The organism is Hymenobacter busanensis (assembly GCF_008727865.1).
Lineage (GTDB): Bacteria > Bacteroidota > Bacteroidia > Cytophagales > Hymenobacteraceae > Solirubrum > Solirubrum busanense.
Genome location: NZ_VTWU01000005.1, coordinates 289,128 through 313,894, shown reverse-complemented (window position 1 = coordinate 313,894; position 24,767 = coordinate 289,128). Strand labels below are relative to the sequence as shown.

Here is a 24,767-nt window from a genome sequence, read left to right as displayed (position 1 = left end):
AGGCCCGCAACCAGTGGTTGCGGGCCTTTTGGCGTTTTTCAGAGCCAGCTAGCTTAGCGCGCCTGCCGCCCCCCGAGGTGGGAAGACACGTAGCGGACGAAGTCGCGCACCGTGTTCAGGGGCACTTCGTCGGGGATGGTGATGTGGAAGCGACGCTCCAGTTCGAGGATGATATCGACCACGTCGACCGTGTCGAAGCCCAACTCGCGGCTGAGGTTGCTGGAGACACGCAGGCGCTGGGGCTTGATGGCCTTGCGCTTGCTGATGATGCGCAACACCTGTTGTTCGATGTTGCTGGCGGCAGAAGTCGTTTGGGTTAGCATGGCTGAAACGACGAGTCAGGTAGAAAAAGAGGGAGAACGGGAAAAAACGGTGGCTAGTACTCGGCCAGCACCGGCGGGCGCGTGGCTTCCTGCTCCTCCGCATCGGCGGCAGCAGCTTGCGAAGCGTGCGAATCGGGGTGCTTGCCGGTAATCAGGGCGCGCAGCTGCTCGTTGAGCAGATACATTACCGGGACTACCACAAGGGTGATAATGGTTGCAAAGGACAACCCAAAAATTATCGTCCAAGCCAGCGGGCCCCAGAAGGTCACCGATTCGCCCCCGATGAAGAAGTGCGGCTGGAACGAGTTGAACATCTCGTAGAAGTCCACATTCAGGCCGATGGCCAAAGGAATCAGGCCCAGAATGGCGGCCGTGGCCGTCAGGATTACCGGGTTCAGACGCGTGCGGCCGGCCAGAATGATGGCCTCGCGCAGCGGCATTCCCTGGGAGCGGAGCATGTCGGTGAATTCCACGAGCAGGATACCATTTTTTACTACGATACCGGCCAGCGCAATTACCCCTACGCCGGTCATCACAATACTTACGTTCATGCCCGTAATGGCCAGGCCAAGCATTACGCCGATGATGGAGAAGAACACCTCGGTGAGAATGATGACGGGTTTGCTGAACGAGTTGAACTGCGTGACCAGGATCAGGAAGATGAGGGCCACGGCACCCAGAGCGGCTACGCCCAGGAAGTCGGAGGTTTCCTTTTGGTCTTCCTGCGCGCCGCCCATCTTAATGGTGTAGCCGGGCGGCGTGGGGTAGGCTTTCAGGGCCTGCTCTACCTGGCGCACCACGTCGGGGCCGGTAAAGCCGTTGAGCACGTTCGACGAGATGGTGATAACGCGCTTCACGTCTTTGCGCTTGATGCCGCCGTAGGTGGTGCCGTACTTCACGTCGGCTACCGACGACATGGGCACCTGGCGGATGGCGCCGGTGGCGTCGCGGAAGGTCAGCGGCGAGTTCAGGATGGCGTCCACGTTTTCGCGGTAGGGCTTGGCGTAGCGCACCTGAATTGGGTAGTCATCGTCGGAGGTCTTGAATTTGCTGGCCTCGTAGCCGTAGATGGCCGTGCGCACTTCCATCCCAATCTGGGCGGTGCTGATGCCTTCGCGGTTGGCCCGCACGCGGTCGATGTTGACGGCAATTTCAGGGTTGCGGTCTTCGAGGTTGGAACGCAGCTGCTCAATACCGCCGATGTTCTTCGAGTTGATGTAGCGCGTCACGTCCTTCGAGAGTTTGGCCAGCTCCTGGTAATCGTCGCCGATAACCTCGATGGCAATGGGCTTGCCCTGGGGCGGGCCGCTGGCTTCCTGGTCCACCGAAATTTCGGCGCCCGGAATGCCTTTCACCACTTCCCGGATTTTGTCCATGTACAAGGACGTGGCCGGGCCCTTCCGCTCGCTCAGTTCCTTGAAGGCCACGCCCACCTTGGCCAAGTGCGACTGCGACGTACCGGAAGCCGAAGCTTCGCCCGGGTCGCCGGCGCCGATGGCTACGTTGGTAATAACCGATTCCACGTCGGGGTTGCTGCGGCCGATGACGCCGTAGATGCGTTTCTCCAGCTCCCGTGCTACCGAGTCAGTTACCTCTACCCGCGTGCCCACCGGCATTTTCAGGTAGGTGTACACGAATTTCGGGTCGCCTTTCGGGAAGAAGTCCACCTTGGGTTTGCGCAAGGCCACCGCGAAGATAGAGGCGAAGAACAGCAGCACCAGACCGAGCATGATGCCCACCTGACGCCAGATGGATCCGCCAACGGCTACGCGCACCAGGTTGGCATACCCGTTCTGGAAGCGCGGCAGAGCCTTCGTTTGGAACCAGGCAATCCATTTGTGGAACACGAACTGGTCGAGGAACGCAAACAGAGACAAGAACACGAACAAGTTGCCCACGAACAGCGACTGGGCCAGGTAGCCGATGAGTGCAATGCCCAGCAACACGCCCATCACAATCTTGAAGCCCTTGCTGAAGCGCGACTTGTGGGCGTTTTCGCCGTGGTGGTCTTCGCGCTCCATGAACGACACGGCAAATACCGGGTTCATGATGAAGGCCACGATGAGCGACGACATGAGCGTCAGAATGAGCGTGACGGGTAGATAGAACATGAAACTACCCACAATGCCCGGCCAGAACAGCAGCGGCACAAAGGGCGCTACCGTGGTGAGCGTACCGGCCAGCACGGGCACGAATACCTCGCCGGCGGCAAACTTGGCGGCCTGGGCCGTGCTCAGGTTCGGGTGCTCGTGCAGGAGGCGGTGGGTGTTTTCGATGACCACGATGGCGTCGTCGACCACGATACCCAAGGCCAGCAAGAAGGCGAAGAGCACAATCATGTTCAACGCGAAGCCGAACATGGGCAGCATCACGAAGGCCAGAAACATCGAAATCGGCACCGAGAGGCCCACGAACAGGGCGTTGGTGGTGCCCATGAAGAACATCAGAATCAGCGTCACCAGGATGAAGCCAATGACGATGGTGTTGATCAAATCGTGCAGCGTGACGCGGGTGTCGTTCGAGGTGTCGCCGGTGATGGTAATGCGCAGGTCGCTGGGCAGCGTCTTCTTCGCGTCGTCAACAATCAGTTTGATCTTGTCCGACGCGTCGATGAGGTTTTCGCCCTGGCGCTTAATCACGTTCAGCGTAATCGAGGGCTTGCCGTCGAGACGGGCGTACGATTCGCGGTCCTTGAAGGCATCTTCGACGGTGGCAATGTCGCCGAGGCGCACGGCCGAACCGTTCAGGTTCTTCACCTGAATGTCGGCAATGTCGGAGGCGCGGGCGTACTGACCGGCCACGCGCACGGCGCGCTTCTGGCTGCCTACGTCGATGGAACCGCCCGAAATGGTAATGTTTTCGGAGGCAATGGCGCGCTCGATGTCGGAGAAGCCCAGGCGCGAGGCGCGCAGCTTGTTCAGGTCCACATCCACGTTCACCTGCTGCTCCAAGGCCCCGATGATGTCGACGCGGGTAATTTCGGGCAGGGCCTCAATCTTGTCCTGGAAGTCGTCGGCTAGCTTTTTGAGCTGCGACGCCGGTAGGTTGCCGGCCAGGTTCACGTTCATGATGGGCAGCTCCGAGAGGTTTACTTCCTGCACGGTGGGCGGTGTGGGCAGGTCGCTCGGCAGCTCGTTGGAAGCCTTGTCGACGGCGTCCTTGATGAGTTGCTTGGCGTACTGCACGTCCACGTTGGAGTTGAACTCCACGTCCACGATGCAATAGTCTTGGTTGGAGGTGGAGCTGATTTTCTTCACCCCGTTCACCGACTTGATTTCCTTCTCGAGCTGGCGCGTCACCAGGTTCTCGATGTCGGCCGGCGAGGTGCCGGGGTACACCGTGGCCACGATGATGCGCGGAATCACGATGTCGGGGAATTTCTCCTTCCCGAGCTTGATGTAGGAGAAGATACCCGCCACGCACAGCAAGAGCGTGATGATGTAAATGCTCGTCTTATTATTAATGGACCAACTGGTGGGCCCAAACTCTTTTTCCACGTCCTGCATGGCGTTCGGCAGTTAAATGTGGGTGTATACTCGTGGTACCGCGGCGGGCAGCCGGCCCGCCAAGCGGTGCTACAGGCTAACCACCTGTCCTTCGTTAAGATTCTGGTAGCCGGCCGAAATAACCTGGTCGTCCTGCTTCAGGCCGTTGGTCACTTCCACCTTGCCGTTGTAGGTGTTGCCGATCTGGATGATGCGTTTGGCCGCCACTTTCTGGCCGCCTTTCTGCTCCACCACAAACACGTAGCTGTTCTGCTCGTCGCGCTGCACCAGGTCTACGGGCAGCACCGTGGCGTTCTGGCGGTTGTAGTTCTGAATGCGCACCGTGGCCACCATGTTGGGGCGCAGCTGCGCGGCGTTTTGCCCGCTAGGGCGCAGCTCCACCGTGAAGGTGCGGCTGGTAGGATTAATAGTGCGGCTCACCGTGCGCACCGTCGATTTGATTTCGGTGCCGCCGAGGTCGGGAATGGTCACCAGGGCCACGTCACCCGCCTTAATGCTGTTGGCGTAGGCTTCCGACACGTCGGCCACGATTTTGCCGCCCGAGCCGCTCACCAAACGCACCACCGGCACGCCGGGCGCGCCGTTTTCGCCCACTTTGGCCGGCACATCGTCGACCACACCGCTGAAGGGCGCTACCACGTTGTACTGGGCGCGCTGGCGTTGCTGGGTAGCGAGGCTGCGCTGCAGGGCTTCGTAGTTGTTTTTGGCTTGCAGGTACTGAATTTCGGTGCCAATCTGCTGTTTCCAGAGACGGTCCTGCTTTTCAAACACCGTACGGGCCAGATCGAGGCGGGTGCGCAGCTCGGCAATGCCCGATTCGAGGACCGAGGCGTCCTGCGTGGCCAGCACCTGGCCGCGGCTCACCCGGTCGCCGCGCTGCACGCGGATGTCGGTGAGCACGCCGGGCATGCGCGGCGACACGTTGGCGTTTTCGTCGAAGTCGACGCGGCCCTGCACTTCCAGGTAGCTGGTGAAGCTTTCGGGCTTCACGCTGATGGTGGACACCGGCGTGGCTGCCACCGCGGCCTCGGCGGGCTTGCCCACCTTGGTTTCCAGCTCGGCAATCTTGGCTTGGTTGGCGGCTTGTTCCTGCTTGAGTTTGGCCAGTTCGGCCGCGGGGTCTTGTTTGCCGCCGCAGGCAGCCAGCAGTGCCAGCGCCAGCACGGCCGTGGAGGTAGTGTATTTCATGGAGCGAGTGCGTTTTTCAGTAGCGTGCGAGGCAGCGGCGGAACGGTTCATGCGAAGCGCGGAGAGAATCATCGGCGGAAGGAGTCGTTCGGGCTAGCCCGCTTATTTTTTGGCTTGGCTGAGCGAGCCAGCGGCTTTGTTGTAATCCACTTTGGCCACGAGCACGTCGTAGAGGGCCGAGTAGTAGTTGGTCTGAGCCTGGCGCAGGTCCGTTTCGGCGGTAATCACCTCCAGGTTCGAGCCCACGCCCTCCTGGAATTTGATCTTGGCCACCCGGGCCACGTTGGTTGCCAGGTCGAGGTTGGCTTTCTGGTTGCTGAGCACGTCGAGCGAGTTCTGCAGGGTGGTCTGCGTTTGGGTGCGCTGCAGGTCGATGCTCTGCTGCAGGGTGGTAAAGCCCTTGTTCACCTGTTCCAAGGCCAGCTTGCCCTGCTCGATGTTGTACTTCTTGCGGAAGCCGTCGAACACCGGCACGCTCAGCTGCAGGCCGAAGTTGCCGAAGCCAAACCAGTTCTGGTTGATGAAGCCGGTTTCGGCGCGCGAGTTGGGGCCGCGGAACTCCATCAGCCCGCCCAGCTTGGGGTCGGAGCCCACGAAACCGTAGGAGGCAATGGCGTTGAGCGTGGGCAGGTAGCCGGCGCGGCGGTTGCGGATGTCGAGCACCGCCAAATCGCGCTGGGTTTCCAGCACCGAGTACTCGATGCGGTTGCTGTAGTTGAACTCGGCGGTGCTGCCGCTTTGCAGGCGGGCGCGCTCGGCTTCCGCATCTATCACGGCCCCGTCGAGGCGGTCGGTCAGCTCCACGGGTTGGCGCTGGTCGAGGCCCATCTGAAACTTCAGCAGGGCCACGCTCAGGTCGATAAGGCGCTGGGCGTTCTGCTGCTCGATTTTCAGGTTGTTCACCTGCACCTGCAGGCGGTCGACGTCGAGTTTTTCCACGAAGCCTTCCTTAAAGGTCTGCTGCGTTTGGTAGAGCAGGGTATCGAGGCGCTGCACGTTGCGGGCCAGCAGCTGCAGCCGCTCACGGGCCACCAACGTGCTGTAGTAGGCTTTCGACACCTGCTCCGTCACATCGATTTCGCTTTGCTGGGTTTGCTTCACCGACAACGACTCGTACACCTTGGCGGCCTTCAGGCCCAGCAGGTAAGAGCCGTTGAAGAGCATCTGCGAGGCCTGCGCGGCCGCGTTGCCCTGCCACTGCAGGCCGAACGCAATCGGCTGGGGCGGCAGCGCCACGGCTTCCTGCTTGGTGTAGGTCGGCGACAAAGTCACGTTCTGCCCGTTGTTGAGGGCGGCCAGCTGGGCCGGCGTCAGCGTGAAGGGGTCGAGCGTGGAAGCGGCCCCGCCCCCGAAAGCGCCCACGTCGACGAGCGACTTCTGCAGCTTGTAGTTGTCGGTTACCGAGCCCGAAACGTTGACCTGCGGCAAACCGGCCGAGCGAATTTCGCCGACGCGGGCCTGGGCCACTTTCTCGTTGATACGGGTAGCCTGCAAAGTCGATTTGTTTTGCAGGGCGTAGTCGATGGCCTGTTGCAGGCTCAGCGACATGGGCGTGGAGGAGGCTACCGGTTGGCCCGTGGAGGGCGTTTGGGCCAGTAATTGGTGCAGCCCCAGGAAGCCCAAGGCAGCTACTAGCAGCAGTAGGCGAAACGCTTGTCTCATAAAGCGGAATGGGTGGTTGAGAGCGGGTTGATTATTCAGCTTCCGTCACTTGACGGTACTCGTTGATAAGCTTGTGGCCCTGCAGGGTGGAAATGCCCGTCAGGAAGTGCTCGACCAGGGCCGTATTGACGCGCTGGATGCCGAATTGCTTGGGCGGAAACACCGTGTTGTTGAACATCAGCTCGATTTCGGCCAGGTGCAGGCGGGCCAGCACGTCCACATCCAGGTCGGGGCGGTAGAGGCCTTCTTCCATGCCGCGGCGAATGTTGGCCACCACTTTCTGCAGGATGAAGTTGTTTTTGTGCTCTTCAAACAGGGCCCAGGCCTGGGGGTAGTATTTCTGCAGTTCGTGAAACACGCTGGGGTGAATGGTGGCCAGCATGCCTTGGTGCCACTGCACCAGGTTGAACATGGCCTCCAGGGCATTGGCGCCCGTCAGGAAGGCCTGTTCGCAGTCGACTTCCTCTTTGTTGAGGCGGCCCTGCATGACGGCCAACACAATTTGGTCCTTGTTTTCAAACCATTTGTAGAGGGTTTTTTTCGACATGCCCAAGTGGGTGGCAATGTCATCCATCGAAACGCTGCGGATGCCGTTGCGCATGAACAGCTCGACAGCGGCCAGCAAGATCCGGTCCTTGATTTCCATACTCACGCCACAAAGGTACAATGGAAACTTTTAATGACTCCAAAGTTTCCATGTTATTTTTTTGGATACATAATCATGCGCCGGTGAGTTCCCAGCTGGGTAGACGCCGCATGGCGCAGATTACTTTATAGGCGCCCACAAATATTTCCGGCCGTCGGTTTCCGCGTTTCAGGCTGCGTTGCGGTGAGGCAAGCCCGCAACCTCCCGTACCTTCGGCCTTCGTTTTACCTCCCATTTCCCCGACTCCATGCGCATTCGTACCGGCTTCGGCTACGACGTTCACCAGTTGCAGGAGGGCCTACCCTTCTGGCTCGGCGGCATTCTGGTGCCCCACACCCACGGCGCCCTCGGCCACTCCGATGCCGACGTGCTCATCCACGTCATCTGCGACGCGCTGCTGGGCGCGGCCAACCTGCGCGACATCGGCTTCCATTTCCCCGACACCGACCCGCAGTACAAAGGCATCGACTCCAAGCGCCTGCTTGCCGGCGTGATGCAGCTACTGCAGGAGCGCGGCTACCAGGTCGGCAACATCGACTCGACCATTTGCTTGGAAGCGCCCAAGGTGAACCCGCACATTCCAGAAATGCGCCGCGTGCTGGCCGGCGTGATGGGCATTGCAGAAGACGACATCAGCATCAAAGCCACCACCACCGAAAAGCTGGGCTTTGTAGGCCGGCGCGAAGGCGTGGCTGCCTACGCCACGGTACTCATTGTAAAGGAGTAGCCAGCCGGCGCCCAGCCACAACGCGGTGGCTGCCTATCTTGGGGCAACTCCCCGCCGCTGGCGCTGTCTTTGCAGCGTCTCTCGGTTCCCATTCACTCACCCACTTCCCCTACCGCCCGCCACGGCGGCTAGCCTATGACGTACAAATTGTTTCCGGCCCTGCTGCTGGCCGCGGGCCTGGTAGCCTCGCCGGCCCTGGCCCAGGACGCCAAGCCCGGCAAAGTAAAAGTTAAGCGCAAGGCCAAAACCGAAACGCCCGTAACGCCGGCAATGGAAGCGGCACCGGCCGGCACCGGCCGCCAGGCCCCGATTATTACCGACTGGAACACCCAGTACGCCGGCACCATCAACATGAACGACCTGCGCATGCACCTCTCGGTGCTGGCGTCGGATAAGTTTGAGGGCCGCGAAACCGGCGAAATCGGTCAAAAAATGGCCGCCGAATACATTGCGCAGCAGTTCAAGGCAATGGGCCTTGTGGGGCCGGTGAAGGATTCCGACAACCCCTACCTGCAGCACTTTACCATGGAGCGCAGCACCTGGACGGGCACCGGCACCCTGAAAGTGGGCACCCAGAGCTACCAGTGGATGAAGGATTTCTACGGCTACGGCAGCTCGCCTTTTCAGACGGCCACCACCTTGCAGCCGGTGTTTGCCGGTTACGGCATCGAGCAGGAAGGCTACTCCGACTACGCCGCCCTGGGCGACGTGAAAGGCAAAGACCTGATTGTGCTGCTAGGCGAGCCGAACCAGGATGGCAAAGCCCTGCTGGGCAAAGAGGGCCAGCCCAGCAAATGGGGCATGGATTTCCGCGCCAAGTCGGCGCTGGCCACGCAGAAGGGCGCCCGCAGCGTGTTCTTCGTGTACGCCGATGCCAAAGACAGCTTCAGCAAATCGGCGGCGCGCATGGCGCCCTACCTGAGCCGGCCGAGCATTCGGTTTATGGATGCCAAGAAAGACGCCAAAGCCGCCACGTTCTTCGTGTCGCAGGCGGCGGGGGCCAAACTCCTGGGCACCACCGAGGCGGGCCTGACGGCCTATATGGCTTCGGTGAACAAAGCCAACAAGGCGCTGCCCAGCAAATTCAAGCCGGCCAAACTCACGCTGAACGCGCCCAAGAAAGTGGAGCCGTTTACGACGGAAAATGTGCTGGGCTTCCTGGAAGGCACCGACAAGAAAGACGAAATCATGGTGGTGTCGGCGCACTACGACCACATCGGCATCATCGGCGGGCAGGTGCACAACGGCGCCGACGACGACGGCTCGGGCACGGTATCGGTGCTGGAAATGGCGCAGGCCTTCACCCAAGCCAAAGCCGAAGGTCACGGTCCGCGCCGCAGCATTCTGTTTCTGACGGTGACGGGCGAGGAAAAGGGCCTGCTGGGCTCGGAATACTACACCGACCACCCCGTGTTTCCGCTTGAGCAGACCATCGTCGACCTGAACATCGACATGGTAGGCCGCACCGACAAAGACCACGAAGGCAAAGCCGACTACGTGTACGTCATCGGCTCCGACAAGCTCTCCTCGGAGCTGTACCAGATTGTGGAAACCGCCAACAAGCAGTACATCCAGATGGACCTGGACTACCGCTTCAACGACCCCGGCGACCCGAACCGCTTCTACTACCGCTCCGACCACTACAACTTCGCCAAGCACAAAATCCCGGTGGCGTTTTTCTTCAACGGCGTGCACGACGACTACCACGGCGCAGGCGACGAAATCGAGAAAATCGAGTTTCCGAAGATGGAAAAGCGCGCCCGCCTGGTGTTCTACTCGGCTTGGGAGCTGGCCAACCGCGACAACCGCATCGTGGTCGACTCAAACAAACCCTAATGATGTGCTGACCGTGACTGGCTGCCGGTGGCCGGGCGCACTGCGCTGCCACCGGCAGCCATTCGGCTGGTGCTTTCCCGCTACTTCTCTCTCCCCGCTCCCATGCCCAACCCATTACTCTCTGCGCTGGCCCTGGCCGCCGCGTGCGTTGCGCTAGCCCCGGCTTCGCAGGCCGTGGCCCAAGGCAAAACCAAAGTCAAGACCAAAACCAAAACCGAGCAGCCCGCCACCGCGGCGCCGGCTACCGATTGGTCGGTGAATTACGCCAATACCATCACCCAGGAAGACCTGCGCCAGCACTTGTCGGTGCTGGCCTCCGACGAGTACGAAGGCCGCGAAACCGGTGAGAAAGGGCAGAAAATGGCGGCGGCTTACCTGGCCCAGCAATTCCGGCAAATTGGGTTGGCCGGCCCCGTGAAGGATTCCGACAACCCGTTTATTCAGCACTTTACGCTGGAGCGCAGCCTCTGGGACCTTGCCAAAATGAAGCTGCAGATTGGCAAGCAGAGCTACGCCTGGATGACGGATTTTTATGCGAGCGGCGACTCGCCGTTCAGCCAGGAAACCACCTTGCAGCCGGTGTTTGCCGGCTACGGCATCGAGCAGGGCGACTACAACGACTACGCCACCCTCGACGTGAAGGGCAAGGACGTGGTGGTGCTGCTGGGCGAGCCGCTGAAAGACGGCAAGCCCTTGCTGAGCACCACCGGCAAGCCCAGCAAGTGGGGCACCGATTCGCGCGCCAAGGCTGCGCTGGCCACTGAAAAGGGCGCCCGCAGCGTCTTTTTCGTCAACCCCGATGCGGCCAAATTCACCCAAAGCCTCACGCGCCTCAAGCCTTACCTGCAGCGCCCGCGCATGAGCATGCCGGCCCAGGCGCTGGGCATGAGCAAGGAGCAGGCGCCGGTGGCTCGTGCCGCCACGTTCTTTGTGTCGACGCCCGTGGGCCTCGAGCTGCTGAACACCTCGGCCGAGGGCGTGGCCAAATACCAGGCCGCTGTGGCCACAGCTGGCAAGCCCACCAAAGCCGCGTTTCGGCCCGAGAAAGTAGTTATTCGGGCGCCGCGCAAGATGGAAACCTTCGCCACCGAAAACGTGATGGGCTACCTCGAAGGCTCCGACAAGAAGGACGAGGTGCTGGTGGTATCGGCCCACTACGACCACCTGGGCATCCGCGACGGGAAGGTGTTCAACGGCGCCGACGACGACGGCTCGGGCACGGTGTCGGTGCTGGAAATGGCGCAGGCGTTTGTGCAGGCCAAGCAAGAGGGCCACGGCCCGCGCCGCAGCATTCTGTTTCTGACGGTGACGGGCGAGGAAGAAGGCCTCTTCGGCTCGGAATACTACACCGACCACCCCGTGTTTCCGCTCGAGCAAACCATTGCCGACCTGAACCTGGACATGGTGGGCCGCACCGACGACAAGCACAAAGTCGGCGACCAGTACGTGTGCTTGGTGGGCTCCGATAAGCTGTCCTCGGAGCTGCACGCCATCAACGAGGCCATGAACAAGCAGTACACCCAGCTCGACCTGGACTACCGCTACAACGACCCCGCCGACCCCGAGCGCGTGTACTACCGCTCCGACCACTACAACTTCGCCAAGCACCGCGTGCCGGTCATTTTCTACACCACCGGCGACCATGCCGACTACCACCAGGAAACCGACGAAGTCGACAAGATTGAGTTTCCGCTGATGGAAAAGCGCGACCGGCTGGTGTTCCATACTGCCTGGGAGCTGGTCAACCGCGACCAGCGCATTGTGGTCGACTCGAATAAGCCGTAATTGATTCTTGATTGCCAAATGGCTGATTGTTGCTGAGTGTCTTGCTCGGGCGGCAATCGGCCATTTCGTTTTACCCGCGCCTGTCGGCTCCTCTTTCCGATGCTAAAACGCTTCATTCTGGCCCTGGCGCTTGTCAGCACTGCCGCAGCTTCCATCCCCGTTTGGGCACAGAGCAAGGTCAAAGTCAAGACCAAGACTACCGCCGCCCTAGCAACGGTCAGCGACGACGCCGCAGCCTACGCCGCCACCATCACGGCGGCCGACCTGCGCCAGCATTTATCGGTGCTGGCTTCGGACGCCTTCGAGGGCCGGGCCACCGGCGAGAAAGGCCAGAAGCTGGCGGCCGACTACCTAAGCAAGCAGTTTGCTGACCTCGGGCTGCAAGGCCCCCTGACGGGCGCGGCCAGTGCGTATCTGCAGCCTTTCCGGCTGGTACGCTTCGCCGCCGAAGGTGTGGCCATTATGCGCCTGGGCAGCCGAACCTTTGAGGGTCTGCATGATTTTGCGGGCTTCGGACCGTCCGCTTTTCGCATCCAGGCCCCCGCCGCGCCGCTCTTTCTGGGCTTCGGTATCGAAACCGACCGCTACAACGACTACGCCGGGCAAGACGTGAAAGGCCGCGACGTGGTAGTGCTGCAAGGCGAACCGACCGACGGCCGGGGTCATTTTCTGTTATCGGGCGGCAAGCAGGAAAGCGAGTGGAGCGGCCCGTTTCGCAAAGCCGCCCTGGCCCGCGACAAAGGCGCCCGCAGCGTGTGGGTTGTCACTTTCGCGCCGGCCAAGGAGTTTCGTTCGATGGCCCTGGGCATGGCGCCGCAGCTGGCCGAGCCGGCCTACGAGCTGCTCGATTCGCCCGCGCCGCCCGCCACCGGCCTGCTGCTCACCGACGTGCCGCCCACCGGCCTCGGCACCTACCTGACCTCGCTCGACATGGGCGCCGCGCTGCTGGGCACCACCCCGCAGGCCTTAGCCGATTACGTGCTGGGCAGCTACAGCAGCGCCAAGCCGCCGACGGCCAGCTTCAAGCCGGCCGCATTTGAGGTGTTTGTGCCGCAGGCCCGTCAGGAACTGGCTTCCGAAAACGTGCTGGGCTTTCTGGAAGGCACCGACAAAAAGGACGAGGTGCTGGTGGTGTCGGCGCACTACGACCACGTGGGCATTGAGCACGACACGATTTACAACGGCGCCGACGACGACGGCTCGGGCACGTCGGCGGTGCTGGAGTTGGCCCAGGCGTTCAGCCAGGCCAAGAAAGAAGGCCGCGGACCACGCCGCAGCATCCTGTTTTTGCTGAACGCGGGCGAAGAGCGTGGCCTGCTGGGCTCCGATTTCTACACCAGCCACCCCGTGCAGCCGCTGGCCCAAACCGTGGCCGACCTGAACATCGACATGGTGGGCCGCACCGACCCCATGCACACCGCCAAAGACCGTTACCTCTACCTGATCGGCGCCGACAAGCTCTCCTCCGAGCTGCACGCACTCAGCGAAGCCACCAACGCCAAGCACAGCCGCTTCAAGCTCGACTACCGCTACAACGACCCCGCCGACCCCGAGCAGCTCTACTACCGCTCCGACCACTACAACTTTGCCCGGCGCGGCGTGCCGGTCATTTTCTACACCAGCGGCCTGCACCAGGACTACCACAAAGCCACCGACGACGTGGAGAAAATCGAGTTCGACAAGCTGGCCGAGCGCGCCCGGCTGGTGTTTTACACCGCCTGGGAGCTGGCCAACCGCGAAGCCCGCCCGGTGGTTGATTCCAACAAACCCTGATTTTTCGCGCCCAGCCGCTGCCGAGAACGTGCGGAAGTTGACCGGGGCTGAACTCCGAGGCAACTTCCGCACTTTTACTTTTGCGTACTTGCCGCTCACCGCTGACTCCGTGCTGCCATGCCTACCGTTGCCAAAGCCTCCCAGTTTCTCGTCGACTCCGACCGCAAAGCGTTTGACCTGGAGCACCGCCGCAAAATTCGCTTCAACATCGGCAAGTACAACGCGGCCGTAGAAACGGGCCTGAACTGGTACCGCGACCATGAATTGGCGCGGGCGCGGGCGGCTTACCGCAAAAGTGAGGTCATCAACCACCTCGACCAGTACCTGCTGCAGTGGGAGGAGAACTTCACCAAGCGCGGCGGCAAGGTCATCTGGGCGCAGAACGCCGACGAGGCCCTGCGCGAAATCGGCAAAATCATGCAGCGCAAGCGGGCCCGCACCGTGGTGAAGGCCAAGAGCATGACCACCGAGGAAATTCACCTCAACCACTACCTCGAAAAGAACGGCGTCGAGTCGGTGGAGACGGATTTGGGCGAGTACATCGTGCAGCTGAACGGCGAGCGGCCCTACCACATTGTGACGCCGGCCATGCACCTGAGCAAGAAGGACATTGCCGATATTTTCGTCAAACACCTGCACATCGAGCCCACCGACGACGCCCAAAAGCTGGTAGCCACGGCCCGCAAGTTGTTGCGCAGCAAGTACACCTCGGCCGAAGTAGGCGTGACGGGCGGCAACTTTCTAATTGCCGACGTGGGCGGCGTGGCCGTGACCGAAAACGAAGGCAACGCCCGTCTGTCGGCCTCGTTTCCACGCACCCACATTGCCGTGGTGGGCATTGAAAAGCTCATTCCCACGCTGGCCGACCTCGACTTGTTCTGGCCCTTGCTGAGCACCAGCGGCACCGGCCAGCAGCTGACGGTGTACAACACGGTGTACCTGGGCCCGCGCCAGCCGCTAGAAAAAGACGGCCCCGACGAAATGTACGTGGTGCTGCTCGACAACGGCCGCACCAACCTGCTGGCCCAGCCCGACAAGCGCGAGGCGCTGCAATGCATTCGGTGCGGCGCCTGCCTGAATGTGTGCCCGGTCTACAAAAACATCGGCGGCCACACCTACGAAACGACGTACTCCGGCCCCATCGGCTCGGTCATTACCCCGCACCTCGACGGCATGGCCGACAACAAGCACCTGAGCTACGCCAGCAGCCTGTGCGGCGCGTGCTCGTCGGTGTGCCCAGTCAAGATTCCGATTCACAACATTCTGCTGCTCAACCGCCAGCAGGCCGTGAAAGAGCACCTGACCGACAAAGAAGAACAACGCGCCATTCGGCTGTGGCTCTACGGCATGAAGCACCGCTGGTTGTGGGGCATGGCGCCGGTAGCCGGCAAAAACTGGGTACTCAGCCGCCTACTGGGCGAAGTAGGCTGGAGCAAGCGCCGCGACGCGGTGCAGGTGGCGCCCAAGTCGTTCCGGCAGCTCTGGAAGGAGCGCGGCAAGAAGTAGTTGCCAGTTGCCAGTTGCCAGTTGCCAGTTGCCAGTTGCCAGTAAAAGAACGTCATCCTGAGCGCAGCGAAGGACCTTTTCACCGCTGAACGAGTCGTCGTAACGATTATCGTCCCTGCAGTGAGAAGGCCTTTCGCTGCGCTTAGGATGACGGGAATATCAAACTGTTGACTCGCAGGAAGCAACCAACTAATCCTGGCGCAGCAACATCGAAGCCATTGCCGCCGCTACCGGCGCCTGCAGCTCGGGCGAAATGCGCGGCGACAACCACACCCGGCCGCGGCCAAACAGCTCCACGGCGCCCACCACCGAGCCGTTGGGCCGCACAAACTCGTAACCCACGGGCACTCCAAAGGGCATGTTCATAGTCCGGCCGTCGCGGCGCAGCATTTGGGAAATGGGGCGCACCTGCAGCAGGGAGTCGCCGTTGGATAGGGTGCCTCGGGCAAACTGTTTGCCTTCGCCCAGCCGGCTTTGGCTTTCGATGACCAATTGCCAGGTATGTTGGTGGCCGGGCCCTTGAATGATGCTGCTGTACACGTCTTCCTGGTTGAGCGTGAGGCCCACCGAGGAATTAGCGTTGGGTGCCAGCGTCAGGTCTTGGCTCCAGGAGTAATAGGCGCCCTGCACGTGCCAAGGGGCGCCGGCCTGCGGCTGCAGCGTAAACGAAAACTTGCGCTTGGCCCGGCTTTGGTCGTACCACGCGGCCACGGGCAGCCAGTTGCGGCCCACCGGCGCCGACCACCCGCTGGTGCTTAGCCAGCCCGAGCGCACATTGGTGGTGGCAAACGGCCCAAACTCGCGCGTTTGCTTAAAGCCCTGCTTGCCCGTGACGGGCAGGGCCGTGGCGGTGCTGAGCTGGTCGGGCACTTTCATGCTGATGTTGCTGGTAGACGAGCAGCTGACCAAGGCCAGCAACGCCGCCGCGGGTAGCAGCAGGCGCAAGGAGTGAAAAAGCGTTTTCATAGCGGGCAGCAAGAAGTGGGGCGTGAATCGGGGTAAATGGCTCAGGCAAAGAGCGTGAAACAAAAGTAGGGCCACGGCCGCACTGGGTGCATCACATCTTCGGGTGAATCGGGCCGGCCGCCAACTGCTAGCCGCCGCACCCGTACAAGCCACATTCACACCTGTTTTATGCCGCTTTGCTGATGCTTTGGGAGTTGCTGTTGCGCGGCGTGGCGGTGCTGGCTGGTGTGGCGTTGGTAGTAGTGGTGGTGTCGGCGGCCATTCGCTCGTTTGTGCTGCCGCGCAACGAGTCGGTGCTGGTCAGCAATTATGTCTTCCGGTTCGTCCGGGTGGTGTTCGATGTGGTAGCCAGCCGGGCCCAGACCTACGCTCAGCGCGACCGGGTGCTGTCGATTTACGCGCCCGTAGCCCTTATTGCCCTGCCGGTGGTGTGGCTCGGGTTGCTGTCGGTGGCTTACACCTGCATTTTCTGGGGCCTGGGCGAAGGCAGCTGGGAACGGTGCTACCTGATCAGCAACAACGCCCTGCTCACCATCGGGGCCGAAGAACCGACGCACGGCCTGGTGGCCAGCTCGGCCTCGTTTTCGGAGGCCTTGCTGGGCCTGCTGCTGCTCACGCTCCTGATTTCGTACCTGCCCACGATTTACCAAGCTTTTTCGCGGCGCGAGCTGGTGGTAGCGCGGCTGGAGCTACGCGCCGGGGCCCCGGCCTCGGCCACGAACCTGATTACGTGGCTCAACCGCAGCGGCTCCTTGCTCGACGACGAAGACCAGTGGCAGCGCTGGGAAGAATGGTTCGTGGAAATTGAGGAGAGCCATACCTCGCTGCCCATCATCTCGTTTTTCCGCTCACCCCAGCCGGGCCGCTCGTGGGTCACCTCGGCCGGCATCATTCTCGACACGGCAGCGCTCATTTTCAGCACCGTAGACCAGCCGCGTAGCAGCAACGCCGAGTTGTGCTTCAAGGCCGGCTGCATTGCCATGAACCGGGTGTACCGCTTTTTCCAGAACCGGGCCCACAGCCAACCCTCGGGCTTGGTGGCCACCGGCAATCCGCTGGAAGAACCGTCACGCCGCGACTTTGAGCACGCTTACGACCAGTTGCAAGAAGCCGGTGTGCCCGTGGTGGCCAACCGCGCCGAGGCCTGGCAACACTACCACGAGCTGCGCAGCCGCTACGAGCAGGCGGTGGTGTTTCTGGCCAAGCTCACAGTGGCACCCGAAGTAAAGCCGGTATGAATGGGGCTGGTTGAGCCACCGAGTAGGATTATTAGCACACGGCACGCCTCCATTCGGCTAGCAAGTTCATCTGTTTAGCCGAAAAAATACTAGCTTTCCGCAGAAGCTTTGCTGAAAAGCCCTGCCCTTCTGCTGCTTCTAAGATTCTACTGTTCAGGCCTGTGTACTCAACCCGTGGTTGAGTATCGCAGCGCCGCGGCTTACCGTGCCGGCATATTGCCCAGTGAATGACCGGCGAACATCGGCGCTTCTCTTTCCAGTTTTTTCACGCTCACCTTTTTTCTATGCCCACATCTTTACCCCGCAAGAAGCCCATTGGTTTGCTTGGTGCTGCATGGCACACTGGCCTTGGCTGGCTGCTGTGCTTGTCCTTGCTGTTGCCCTTCGGGGCCAACGCGCAGAGTGGCATCTACGAAGGCTACGTGGTGCTGAATGCCAACGGCAGCGGCAACACGTTTTACGACATGGTGCCCAGCACGACCACTGCCAACCCTGATTTCACGGGCTCCTTGGGCACTTTCACGCCGGCTCAGTCGCTGGTACTCAGCGGTGCGCAGTTGAAAACCTTTAAAAACCTGGCCACCGACGACGTGCAAAGCGCCCGGCTGCAATACCGCGTGTACCTGGGTACCGGAGCGGGCAGCGGCGCTTTTACGGCCATCAACCTACCGTTCGACGGCAACATCGGTGGCGCGGGCGCGGGCTTCCAAAACCAGCAGTGGACCAACACCTCCAACACTGCCAACCTGCTGGCTGGCCTGCCTAACGGCACTTACACGCTGGAAGTGTATGGCGAGGCCAGCACCACGCCCGGCGGCACCGTGTTTTACAGCAACAGCGGCGCCAATTACAAAGCCACCTTCACCGTCAGCAACCCCAGCACCGCGCTCATCAACGAGAGCTTCGAGGGTGGCTTCGGCAGTTTTACTACGGTTCTCAACGGCAGCGCCACCAACAAATGGTTTACCGGCACGGCGGCTGGCGCTACTCAGGGCAGTGCCGCAGCCTATATTTCCAATGACCCCGCCGGCGCTACGCACACCTACACGTCAAGCACAGCTGGTGGCTCGGAGGTTGTGCATTTTTACCAAGACGTGGCTATTCCGGCGGGTCAAACCCTAGTTAGCTTATCATTCGACTGGAAAAACAACGGCGAGAATAACTTTGATTACCTGCGGGTTTCGTACGCTCCTACCAGTTTTACTCCAACGGTTGGCACCTCCCGCATTGCTCCTGGCACCGCAATTTCCGGTACAGGTACGGGTACACCAACGATAATTGTAGACAACCTGCGCGGGCAAAGCAGCGGCTTTGTGGTTTCTACCAGCACCTTGCCCACCAGCACAGCCGGCACTACTATTCGCCTGATTTTCACGTGGGTTAATGACAACGCTTCAGCCAACCAGCCCCCGGCCGCCGTCGACAACGTGGTGCTGACGAGCCGGGCCCCGCTACTGCTCTCGGGCCAGTACACCATCGACAATACGGTGGCCACCGGTGGGCGCAACTTCCAGACCTGGACTGCCGCCGTGGCCGCGCTCAACGAAGGCCTAGGCGGTGCGGTAACATTTAACGTAACGTCGGGCCAGACCTTCAACGAGGCGCCTCTGACCATCACGGCGACCGGCACGGCCTCCAACACCATCACGTTCCAGAAAAGCGGCCCGGCCGCCAACCCCGTGGTGCAGGGCACCGGCGGCACCGGCTCCACCGACGCTGTCATTACCCTCAACGGCTCCGACTACGTCACTATCACCAGCATCGACCTAAAGGACAACACCGCCAACGCCACGGCCACCACCAAGATGGAGCGCGGCCTGTGGCTCAACGCGCTTTCGGGTACCGACGGCTGCCAGTTTGTGACCTACCAGAACGGCACCATCACGCTCGACAAAACCAACGCGAACGGCCCCGTCGGCATCTATACGCTCAGTTCGGCCACGGCTGCTGGCGGCGCCAACAGCAACCTGTCGGTGCTCAACAGCACGATTCAGAACGCGTTGCGCGGCATCCAACTCAACGGCGGCAGCACGGCCCTCGACCAGAACACGACCATTCAGAACACCACCATTACCAACCTTTCACCGACAGGTTCTACCGCGGCTTCGGGTATCGATTTCAACGCCCAGAACCTGCTGACCATCAGCAACAACACCCTAAACACCTTTTCGGCTGCCGCCAGCACGGGCCCGCTTTACGGCCTGAGCAACCTGACCACAGCCAGCACCAACCTGACCATCAGCGGCAACACCATCACGGGCTTTACCAGCGCGTTGGCTTCGTCGGGCTTTGGCGTGGTGGGCATCGACTTCTCAGTAGCCAGCACCGGCAACATCAGCAACAATACCATTACGCAGCTTAGCTGCTCGGCCACGGCTACGGGGTTGTACGGTATTGCGTCGACTAGCACAACGTCGCGCTTCAACGTCTTCGACAACAAGATCAACAACCTCACGCTCACCAGCACGGCCAGCAACACGGCCGGCCTGGAAGGCATTGACGTGGCCACACCCTCGGGCCAGACGGTAAACATCTACCGCAACTACATTCACACGCTGATACACAGCGGCAGCAGCACCAACAACACCTACGGCATCCGGCTGCAGAACGGCAGCGGCGCGGCCAACACCGTGTGCAACATCTATAACAACCTGATTGCCAACCTACGGGCCGATGCCTCCAGCAGCAACCCAGGCGTGCGGGGTATTGCCATTTCGGTGGGCAACGTAGTAAACGTGTACTACAACACGGTGTACCTGAGCGGTACGGCTACCAACACCAGCCACCAGTCGGCGGCGCTGAATGCCACCACCGGCATGAACAGCTTGGACTACCGCAACAACATCTTGGTGAATAAGTATGTGCTGGCGGCGGGTGCTACGGGCACTTCGCGAGCGGTGGCTTTTTACCGCACCTCGGCTGCAGTAACCACGCTGGCCACCACCAGCAACAACAACCTGCTCTACGGCACCACGGCGCTCTACTATGACGGCACGAACTCGGCCACCACGCTGGCTCAATACCGCTTGCTCGTCAACGGCGGTACGGTAAGCACGCCGCGCGAGTCGGCGGCCGTGACGGAAAGCACCACCCCCTTTGTTAGCGCCGCCGACCCGCACCTGACGCCCGGCGGCTCGACCCAGGCCGAAGGCGGCGCCCAGCCGCTGACCGGCGGCTCGCAGTCGGGCCTAGCCGTGGCCGACGACTACGACCAGAACCCGCGCAATGCCACCACGCCCGACATCGGAGCCGACGAAGGCGCCTTCACGGCCATCGACCTGACGGCGCCGCTCATCACCATTGGCACGCCGCTGACCAACACCACCAGCACCACCGGCCCGACGCTGACCAACGTCACCATCACTGATGCCAGCGGCGTGAACGTGACGGCGGGCACGGCACCGCGCCTGTACTACAAGCTGAGCACCGACGCCAATACCTTCAACGACAACACCAGCACCACGGCAGGCTTCAAGTATGTGGAAGCCACGGGCACTACCTCGCCGTTCAGCTTTGTGCTCGACTACTCCAGGCTGCCGGGCAATGTGGGCGGTGCGCTGCCAGCCGGCACCACCATTCAATACTTCGTAGTGGCGCAGGATTTGGCCGGTTCTCCCAACGTGGGCATCAGCTCGCCCAACACCTTTGCGGCCACGCCCGCGAGTGTGGCGCTGACCAGCGCGGCCTTCCCCATCGGCGGTACCTTGCCGAGCTATTCCATTCAGGCTTCGTTCAGTGGTACGGTGAATGTGGGCCCCGGCCAGACGTACACCTCGCTGACGGCGGCCGGCGGCCTATTTCAGGCCCTGAACGGCGGCATTCTCACCGGCAACCTGACCGTCCTCATTACCGGCGACATTACGACTGAAGACGGCTCAAACGTGCTCAACCCACCCACGGAACAGGGCACAGGCTCTTACACCATTCGGGTGCAGCCTAGCGCGCCCACTTTGCGCACCATTACGGGTTGGGCCGCCACCGGCACCGGAAGCCCCTCCAACGGCGTCACGCTAAACGGAGCAGACCGGGTGATTTTCGACGGTCGTTTTGACCAAACCGGCACCGACAAGTTTCTGCTCTTCCGCAATGCCAACGTCAACGGCGTGGTATTCAACCTGATTCAGGACGCGACTAATAACGTCATCCAGTATGTAGTGGCCGAAGGCGCTGGAACCCTTTTGAGCAACGGTGTCATCACGTTTGGCAGTTCGAGCAGCACGGCTGTGTTCAATGGCGTGACGGCCGGCGTGACCGGCAACGACAACAACCAAGTGCTGAACTGCGACATTCGCGACCTGAGCAACGTGGCAACGTCGCAACCGGGCCAGGGGGTATACTCTGTAACTACCAGCACGATCAGCAACAGCGGTAACACCATCTCGGGGTGCAATATTTTCAACTTCACCTTCCAGGGTTTTGGTGTAGCCACGGGCACGGGCGGCAGCAACTGGACGATTAGCAATAACTCGTTTTACAGCACCGGCCCGGCGGCAGTACTCACGGCTACCGGCCTGAACGTCATCAACCTGAACTTTGCCTCGTCGGTGACGGGCATTGTGGTAAGCGGCAACTACATTGGCGGCTCCCAGCCCCAAGCAGGAGGCGCCGCCTGGGTCAACTCGTCTCCCAACGGTGTGGTGAAGGGCATCCGGCTGGTGGCCGCCGGCACTAGCAACGCTCCGAGCGTAAGCATCAGCGGCAACGTCGTCCGGAACTTCACCCTTTCAGGCGGAGGCTCGTCGGCTTCCTTCATTGGCATCGACGCCACCCAATCCAGCCTTGACAACACTTCTTACTCGATCAGCGGCAACACCGTAAGCAACATCACCAGCAACTCGACGCAGTCGGGAGGAATTGGATCCATTGGCTTGGTGGGCATTGCGGCCACCACCAACGCCTCGGCTTCCACGGCCCAGCTGGTTACCGGTAACACTGTTTCGGACTTGGATCTGAATCCTGCAGTGGCTAGCACGCCCAACATTTACGTGACGGGTATTCAAACGCGCACTTCGACGGTGAATACGGGCACCATCAGCCGCAACCGGGTGTACAACCTGACCAACAGCGGTACGGCTGCCACGGCCGGCGTTGTCGGCATCGCGCTCAACGGGGGCAGCTGGACGGTAGCCAACAACCAAGTAACGCTGGGCAATACGAGCGCGGCTGTCTCCAGCCTGAGCAACGCGCCTATTATTATTGGCATACTCAACAATACGTCTCTTATCACCACCGAAAACTTTTACTTCAACTCGGCATTGGTGAACGGCACAGCTGGCACCGGGGCCGTGAAGACTTACGCTTTCCGCATGTCTGGTACTGCTGGTTCGCTGCTACGCAACAACGTGCTGGTGAACGTGCGCACCGGCGGCACGGGCGGGCACTTTGCTATTGGGGTGCCCGGCAGTGCCACGTTCCCGGGTAGCGTCAACTCAAATTACAACAACCTGTACGCCGCCGTGGCTGGCCAAACGGCCGAAAACAACGCCACGGCCCTCACGTTTGCGGCTTGGCAGGCGCAAACCGGCTCCCCCGACGCCAACTCCAAGAACAGCAACGCCAAGTTTGTCGACCCCAGCGCGGGCAACCTCAACCTCGACCCCACCACCAACTGCCAGCTCAACAATGCCGGCCTAGCCGTGGCGGGCGTGAACGGGGAATTCGACAACGCCGCCACCGACCGCCAGACCACGCCTGACATCGGCTCCGATGAGTTCAGCTACACTCAGCAGTTGGCCGCGTTTGCCGGCCCGACCACCCAGCAGGTGTGCACCGGCGGCTCGGCCACGCTCACCGTGAACAGCGCCGGCAACGGCGGCCTCTTTACGGTGGTGTACTCCAACGGCACGGCCCAAACGACCGTGAACAACGCCACGGCGGGCCAGGCCATTACGGTACCGCTCGTGGGCGCTAGCACCACCTACACGCTGGTGAGCGTGACGGACGCCTACGGCTGCAGTCTGGGCGTGAGCGGCAGCGCCAATACGGTGACGCTCAACGAAACCACCACCACTACCTGGACCGGCTCGGCCTCGACCGACTGGTTTAGCAGCGCCAACTGGACCAATTGCGTGCCCAGCGCCGCCGTGGATGCCGTGGTGCCCAGCGGCACAGCCAACAAGCCGGCCCTCGGGGCTGGAGCTGCCGCCGTGCGCACACTCACGTTTGCCGGCGACGCCAAGCTGGCCATGACCGGCGGCACGCTGAGCGTGAGCGGCAACTGGACGCGCACAGGCACCGGCGCCACCAGCGCCTTCAGCGGCGGCACGGTGGCCTTCGTGGGCAGCACGGCCCAGCAGCTAACCGACGCGGTGAGCTTCTTCGATCTGACCGTAAACAAGCCTGGTGACACGCTGCGCCTGGCGGCCAACCAAAACGTGGCCGGCACCTTGTCTTTGAGCGGTGGCATTCTGAAAACCTACACCCCCGCCACTACCTACCAAGTGAACCTTGCGGGTTCCCTCACCGAAACGGCCTCCAGCTACGTGCTGGGCAACGTGGTGGTGGCGGCGACGCTGAGCACCGACGGCAGCACCAGCAATTTCGGCGGCGTGGGCCTGACATTGACTGCCCACGGCAACGGCACGACTACTGCCCTGCCGGGCCCTACCACGGTAACGCGCTCCACCGGCAAGCCGGTGTACGGCACGGGTGCCAACAGCACCAACGCCAGCATCCGCCGACAATTTGCCGTTGTGCCTACTACCGACACGAACCTGAATGTGGATCTGGTGTTCGGCTACGCCGACTCCGGCTATGAGCTGAACGGCTTGGCCGAAAATCGCCTAGCCCTGTACAGCGCCGCTACGGCTGCCGGCCCCTGGCGCCCCGAAGGGGGCAACCGCGACACCGGCGCCAACACCGTGACCAAGCTCGGCCTCGACCACCTCTCCGTCTGGACGCTGGGCAGCCTCGATACACCGCTACCTGTGTCGCTTACTTCGTTTGAAGCCAAGCGCGACGGCACCAACGCCGTGGTTACCTGGGCCACAGCGCAGGAAAAGAACAGCCGTGGCTTTGAGGTGCAGGTATCGGCCGATGGCGTGAACTACCGCACGCTGGGCTTCGTGGCCAGCGAGTCGCCGAACTCGAGCGGCCCGCGCAGCTACCGTTTCATCGACCGCGAAGCCGGCAAGCTGGGCCTGCGCTACTACCGTTTGCGTCAGTTCGATTTCGACGGCAAGGACGCCTTCTTCGGTCCGCGCACGCTGCAGTTTGAAGCCCCGGCCCAACTGGGGCTGGCCGCCTACCCCACCCGCTTTGGCTCCCAGTTGACGGTGGAAGTAAGCAGCCCGACCGCCGCCCACACTACCGTGGAATTGCTCGACGCCGTGGGCCGCGTACTGCTTCGTCAGCCAGCCGAACTCGTGCCGGGCCTGCAGCAGCTGCCGTTGCGCCGCGTGGAGCAATTGGCTACCGGCACGTACCTGCTGCGCCTGACCGCCACCGGCCAAACGCGCACGGTGCGGGTGGTAAAGGAGTAAGCCACCTTCGTTGCCCTGAGAAGCCCCGCCGAATTCGGCGGGGCTTTTTTTGTAGGCGGGTAGCTGGACCTTCGAGCCGGCCGGCTCCCATCATCGGGGCTTGCCGAAGCCGGCCATAAGCGCGCAGGCA

At 61.6% G+C, this 24,767-nt stretch carries 13 protein-coding genes; 7 read left to right on the top strand and 6 right to left on the bottom strand.

What is annotated here, in order from left to right; genetic code table 11:
• Positions 1–53 precede the first annotated feature (53 nt).
• The 5 genes from F0P96_RS14760 to F0P96_RS14740 all read right to left on the bottom strand — a co-directional run bounded on the left by F0P96_RS14760 (position 54) and on the right by F0P96_RS14740 (position 7,325).
• Positions 54–323 carry an acyl carrier protein gene (locus F0P96_RS14760; RefSeq protein ID WP_151079678.1) on the bottom strand — a complete coding sequence of 90 codons (270 nt, stop codon included), beginning with the start codon at positions 321–323 and terminating at the stop codon, positions 54–56.
• Between the two features lie 53 nt (positions 324–376).
• Entirely contained in the window at positions 377–3,829 is a 3,453-nt protein-coding gene (locus F0P96_RS14755; protein ID WP_151079677.1) for an efflux RND transporter permease subunit, read from the bottom strand.
• A 69-nt stretch (positions 3,830–3,898) separates the two neighbouring features.
• The gene (locus F0P96_RS14750) at positions 3,899–5,017 is read right to left on the bottom strand and encodes an efflux RND transporter periplasmic adaptor subunit (protein WP_151079676.1); all 1,119 of its coding nucleotides are present in this window, start codon (positions 5,015–5,017) and stop codon (positions 3,899–3,901) included.
• 102 nt (positions 5,018–5,119) lie between these two features.
• The gene (locus F0P96_RS14745; RefSeq protein WP_151079675.1) at positions 5,120–6,679 is read right to left on the bottom strand and encodes a TolC family protein; all 1,560 of its coding nucleotides are present in this window, start codon (positions 6,677–6,679) and stop codon (positions 5,120–5,122) included.
• Positions 6,680–6,710: 31 nt separating this feature from the next.
• A complete protein-coding gene (locus F0P96_RS14740; RefSeq protein ID WP_151079674.1) occupies positions 6,711–7,325 on the bottom strand; it encodes a TetR/AcrR family transcriptional regulator in 615 nt (204 codons plus the stop codon).
• 247 nt (positions 7,326–7,572) lie between these two features.
• Between F0P96_RS14740 and ispF the strand changes: the two genes are divergently transcribed.
• The 5 genes from ispF to F0P96_RS14715 all read left to right on the top strand — a co-directional run bounded on the left by ispF (position 7,573) and on the right by F0P96_RS14715 (position 14,952).
• Complete coding sequence (ispF, locus tag F0P96_RS14735; RefSeq protein ID WP_151079673.1) at positions 7,573–8,052, top strand: 2-C-methyl-D-erythritol 2,4-cyclodiphosphate synthase; 480 nt, start codon at positions 7,573–7,575, stop codon at positions 8,050–8,052.
• Between the two features lie 135 nt (positions 8,053–8,187).
• Positions 8,188–9,888 (top strand): M28 family peptidase, encoded by a 1,701-nt coding sequence (locus F0P96_RS14730; RefSeq protein ID WP_151079672.1) that lies wholly within the window; start codon positions 8,188–8,190, stop codon positions 9,886–9,888.
• 102 nt (positions 9,889–9,990) lie between these two features.
• Complete coding sequence (locus F0P96_RS14725; protein ID WP_151079671.1) at positions 9,991–11,673, top strand: M28 family peptidase; 1,683 nt, start codon at positions 9,991–9,993, stop codon at positions 11,671–11,673.
• Positions 11,674–11,772: 99 nt separating this feature from the next.
• Positions 11,773–13,446 carry a M28 family peptidase gene (locus tag F0P96_RS14720; protein WP_151079670.1) on the top strand — a complete coding sequence of 558 codons (1,674 nt, stop codon included), beginning with the start codon at positions 11,773–11,775 and terminating at the stop codon, positions 13,444–13,446.
• A 117-nt stretch (positions 13,447–13,563) separates the two neighbouring features.
• On the top strand, positions 13,564–14,952 hold the full coding sequence (locus F0P96_RS14715; protein WP_151079669.1) for a LutB/LldF family L-lactate oxidation iron-sulfur protein: 1,389 nt from the start codon (positions 13,564–13,566) through the stop codon (positions 14,950–14,952).
• Between the two features lie 189 nt (positions 14,953–15,141).
• On the opposite strand, the gene F0P96_RS14710 is transcribed toward F0P96_RS14715, so the two are convergent.
• Entirely contained in the window at positions 15,142–15,918 is a 777-nt protein-coding gene (locus F0P96_RS14710) for a hypothetical protein (RefSeq protein WP_151079668.1), read from the bottom strand.
• Positions 15,919–16,100: 182 nt separating this feature from the next.
• On the opposite strand from F0P96_RS14710, the gene F0P96_RS14705 reads away from it, so the two are divergent.
• Positions 16,101–17,156 carry a hypothetical protein gene (locus F0P96_RS14705; RefSeq protein WP_151079667.1) on the top strand — a complete coding sequence of 352 codons (1,056 nt, stop codon included), beginning with the start codon at positions 16,101–16,103 and terminating at the stop codon, positions 17,154–17,156.
• Between the two features lie 284 nt (positions 17,157–17,440).
• Positions 17,441–24,637 carry a T9SS type A sorting domain-containing protein gene (locus tag F0P96_RS14700; RefSeq protein WP_151079666.1) on the top strand — a complete coding sequence of 2,399 codons (7,197 nt, stop codon included), beginning with the start codon at positions 17,441–17,443 and terminating at the stop codon, positions 24,635–24,637.
• Positions 24,638–24,767 lie beyond the last annotated feature (130 nt).

Bases quoted from the DNA above. Each gene is read 5' to 3' on its own strand.
- F0P96_RS14750 (WP_151079676.1), bottom strand. From the start codon at position 5,017: ATGAAATACACTACCTCCACGGCCGTGCTGGCGCTGGCACTGCTGGCT.
- F0P96_RS14720 (WP_151079670.1), top strand. From the start codon at position 11,773: ATGCTAAAACGCTTCATTCTGGCCCTGGCGCTTGTCAGCACTGCCGCA.
- F0P96_RS14725 (WP_151079671.1), top strand. From the start codon at position 9,991: ATGCCCAACCCATTACTCTCTGCGCTGGCCCTGGCCGCCGCGTGCGTT.
- F0P96_RS14700 (WP_151079666.1), top strand. From the start codon at position 17,441: ATGCCCACATCTTTACCCCGCAAGAAGCCCATTGGTTTGCTTGGTGCT.
- ispF (WP_151079673.1), top strand. From the start codon at position 7,573: ATGCGCATTCGTACCGGCTTCGGCTACGACGTTCACCAGTTGCAGGAG.
- F0P96_RS14740 (WP_151079674.1), bottom strand. From the start codon at position 7,325: ATGGAAATCAAGGACCGGATCTTGCTGGCCGCTGTCGAGCTGTTCATG.
- F0P96_RS14745 (WP_151079675.1), bottom strand. From the start codon at position 6,679: ATGAGACAAGCGTTTCGCCTACTGCTGCTAGTAGCTGCCTTGGGCTTC.
- F0P96_RS14755 (WP_151079677.1), bottom strand. From the start codon at position 3,829: ATGCAGGACGTGGAAAAAGAGTTTGGGCCCACCAGTTGGTCCATTAAT.
- F0P96_RS14705 (WP_151079667.1), top strand. From the start codon at position 16,101: ATGCTTTGGGAGTTGCTGTTGCGCGGCGTGGCGGTGCTGGCTGGTGTG.
- F0P96_RS14715 (WP_151079669.1), top strand. From the start codon at position 13,564: ATGCCTACCGTTGCCAAAGCCTCCCAGTTTCTCGTCGACTCCGACCGC.
- F0P96_RS14730 (WP_151079672.1), top strand. From the start codon at position 8,188: ATGACGTACAAATTGTTTCCGGCCCTGCTGCTGGCCGCGGGCCTGGTA.
- F0P96_RS14760 (WP_151079678.1), bottom strand. From the start codon at position 323: ATGCTAACCCAAACGACTTCTGCCGCCAGCAACATCGAACAACAGGTG.
- F0P96_RS14710 (WP_151079668.1), bottom strand. From the start codon at position 15,918: ATGAAAACGCTTTTTCACTCCTTGCGCCTGCTGCTACCCGCGGCGGCG.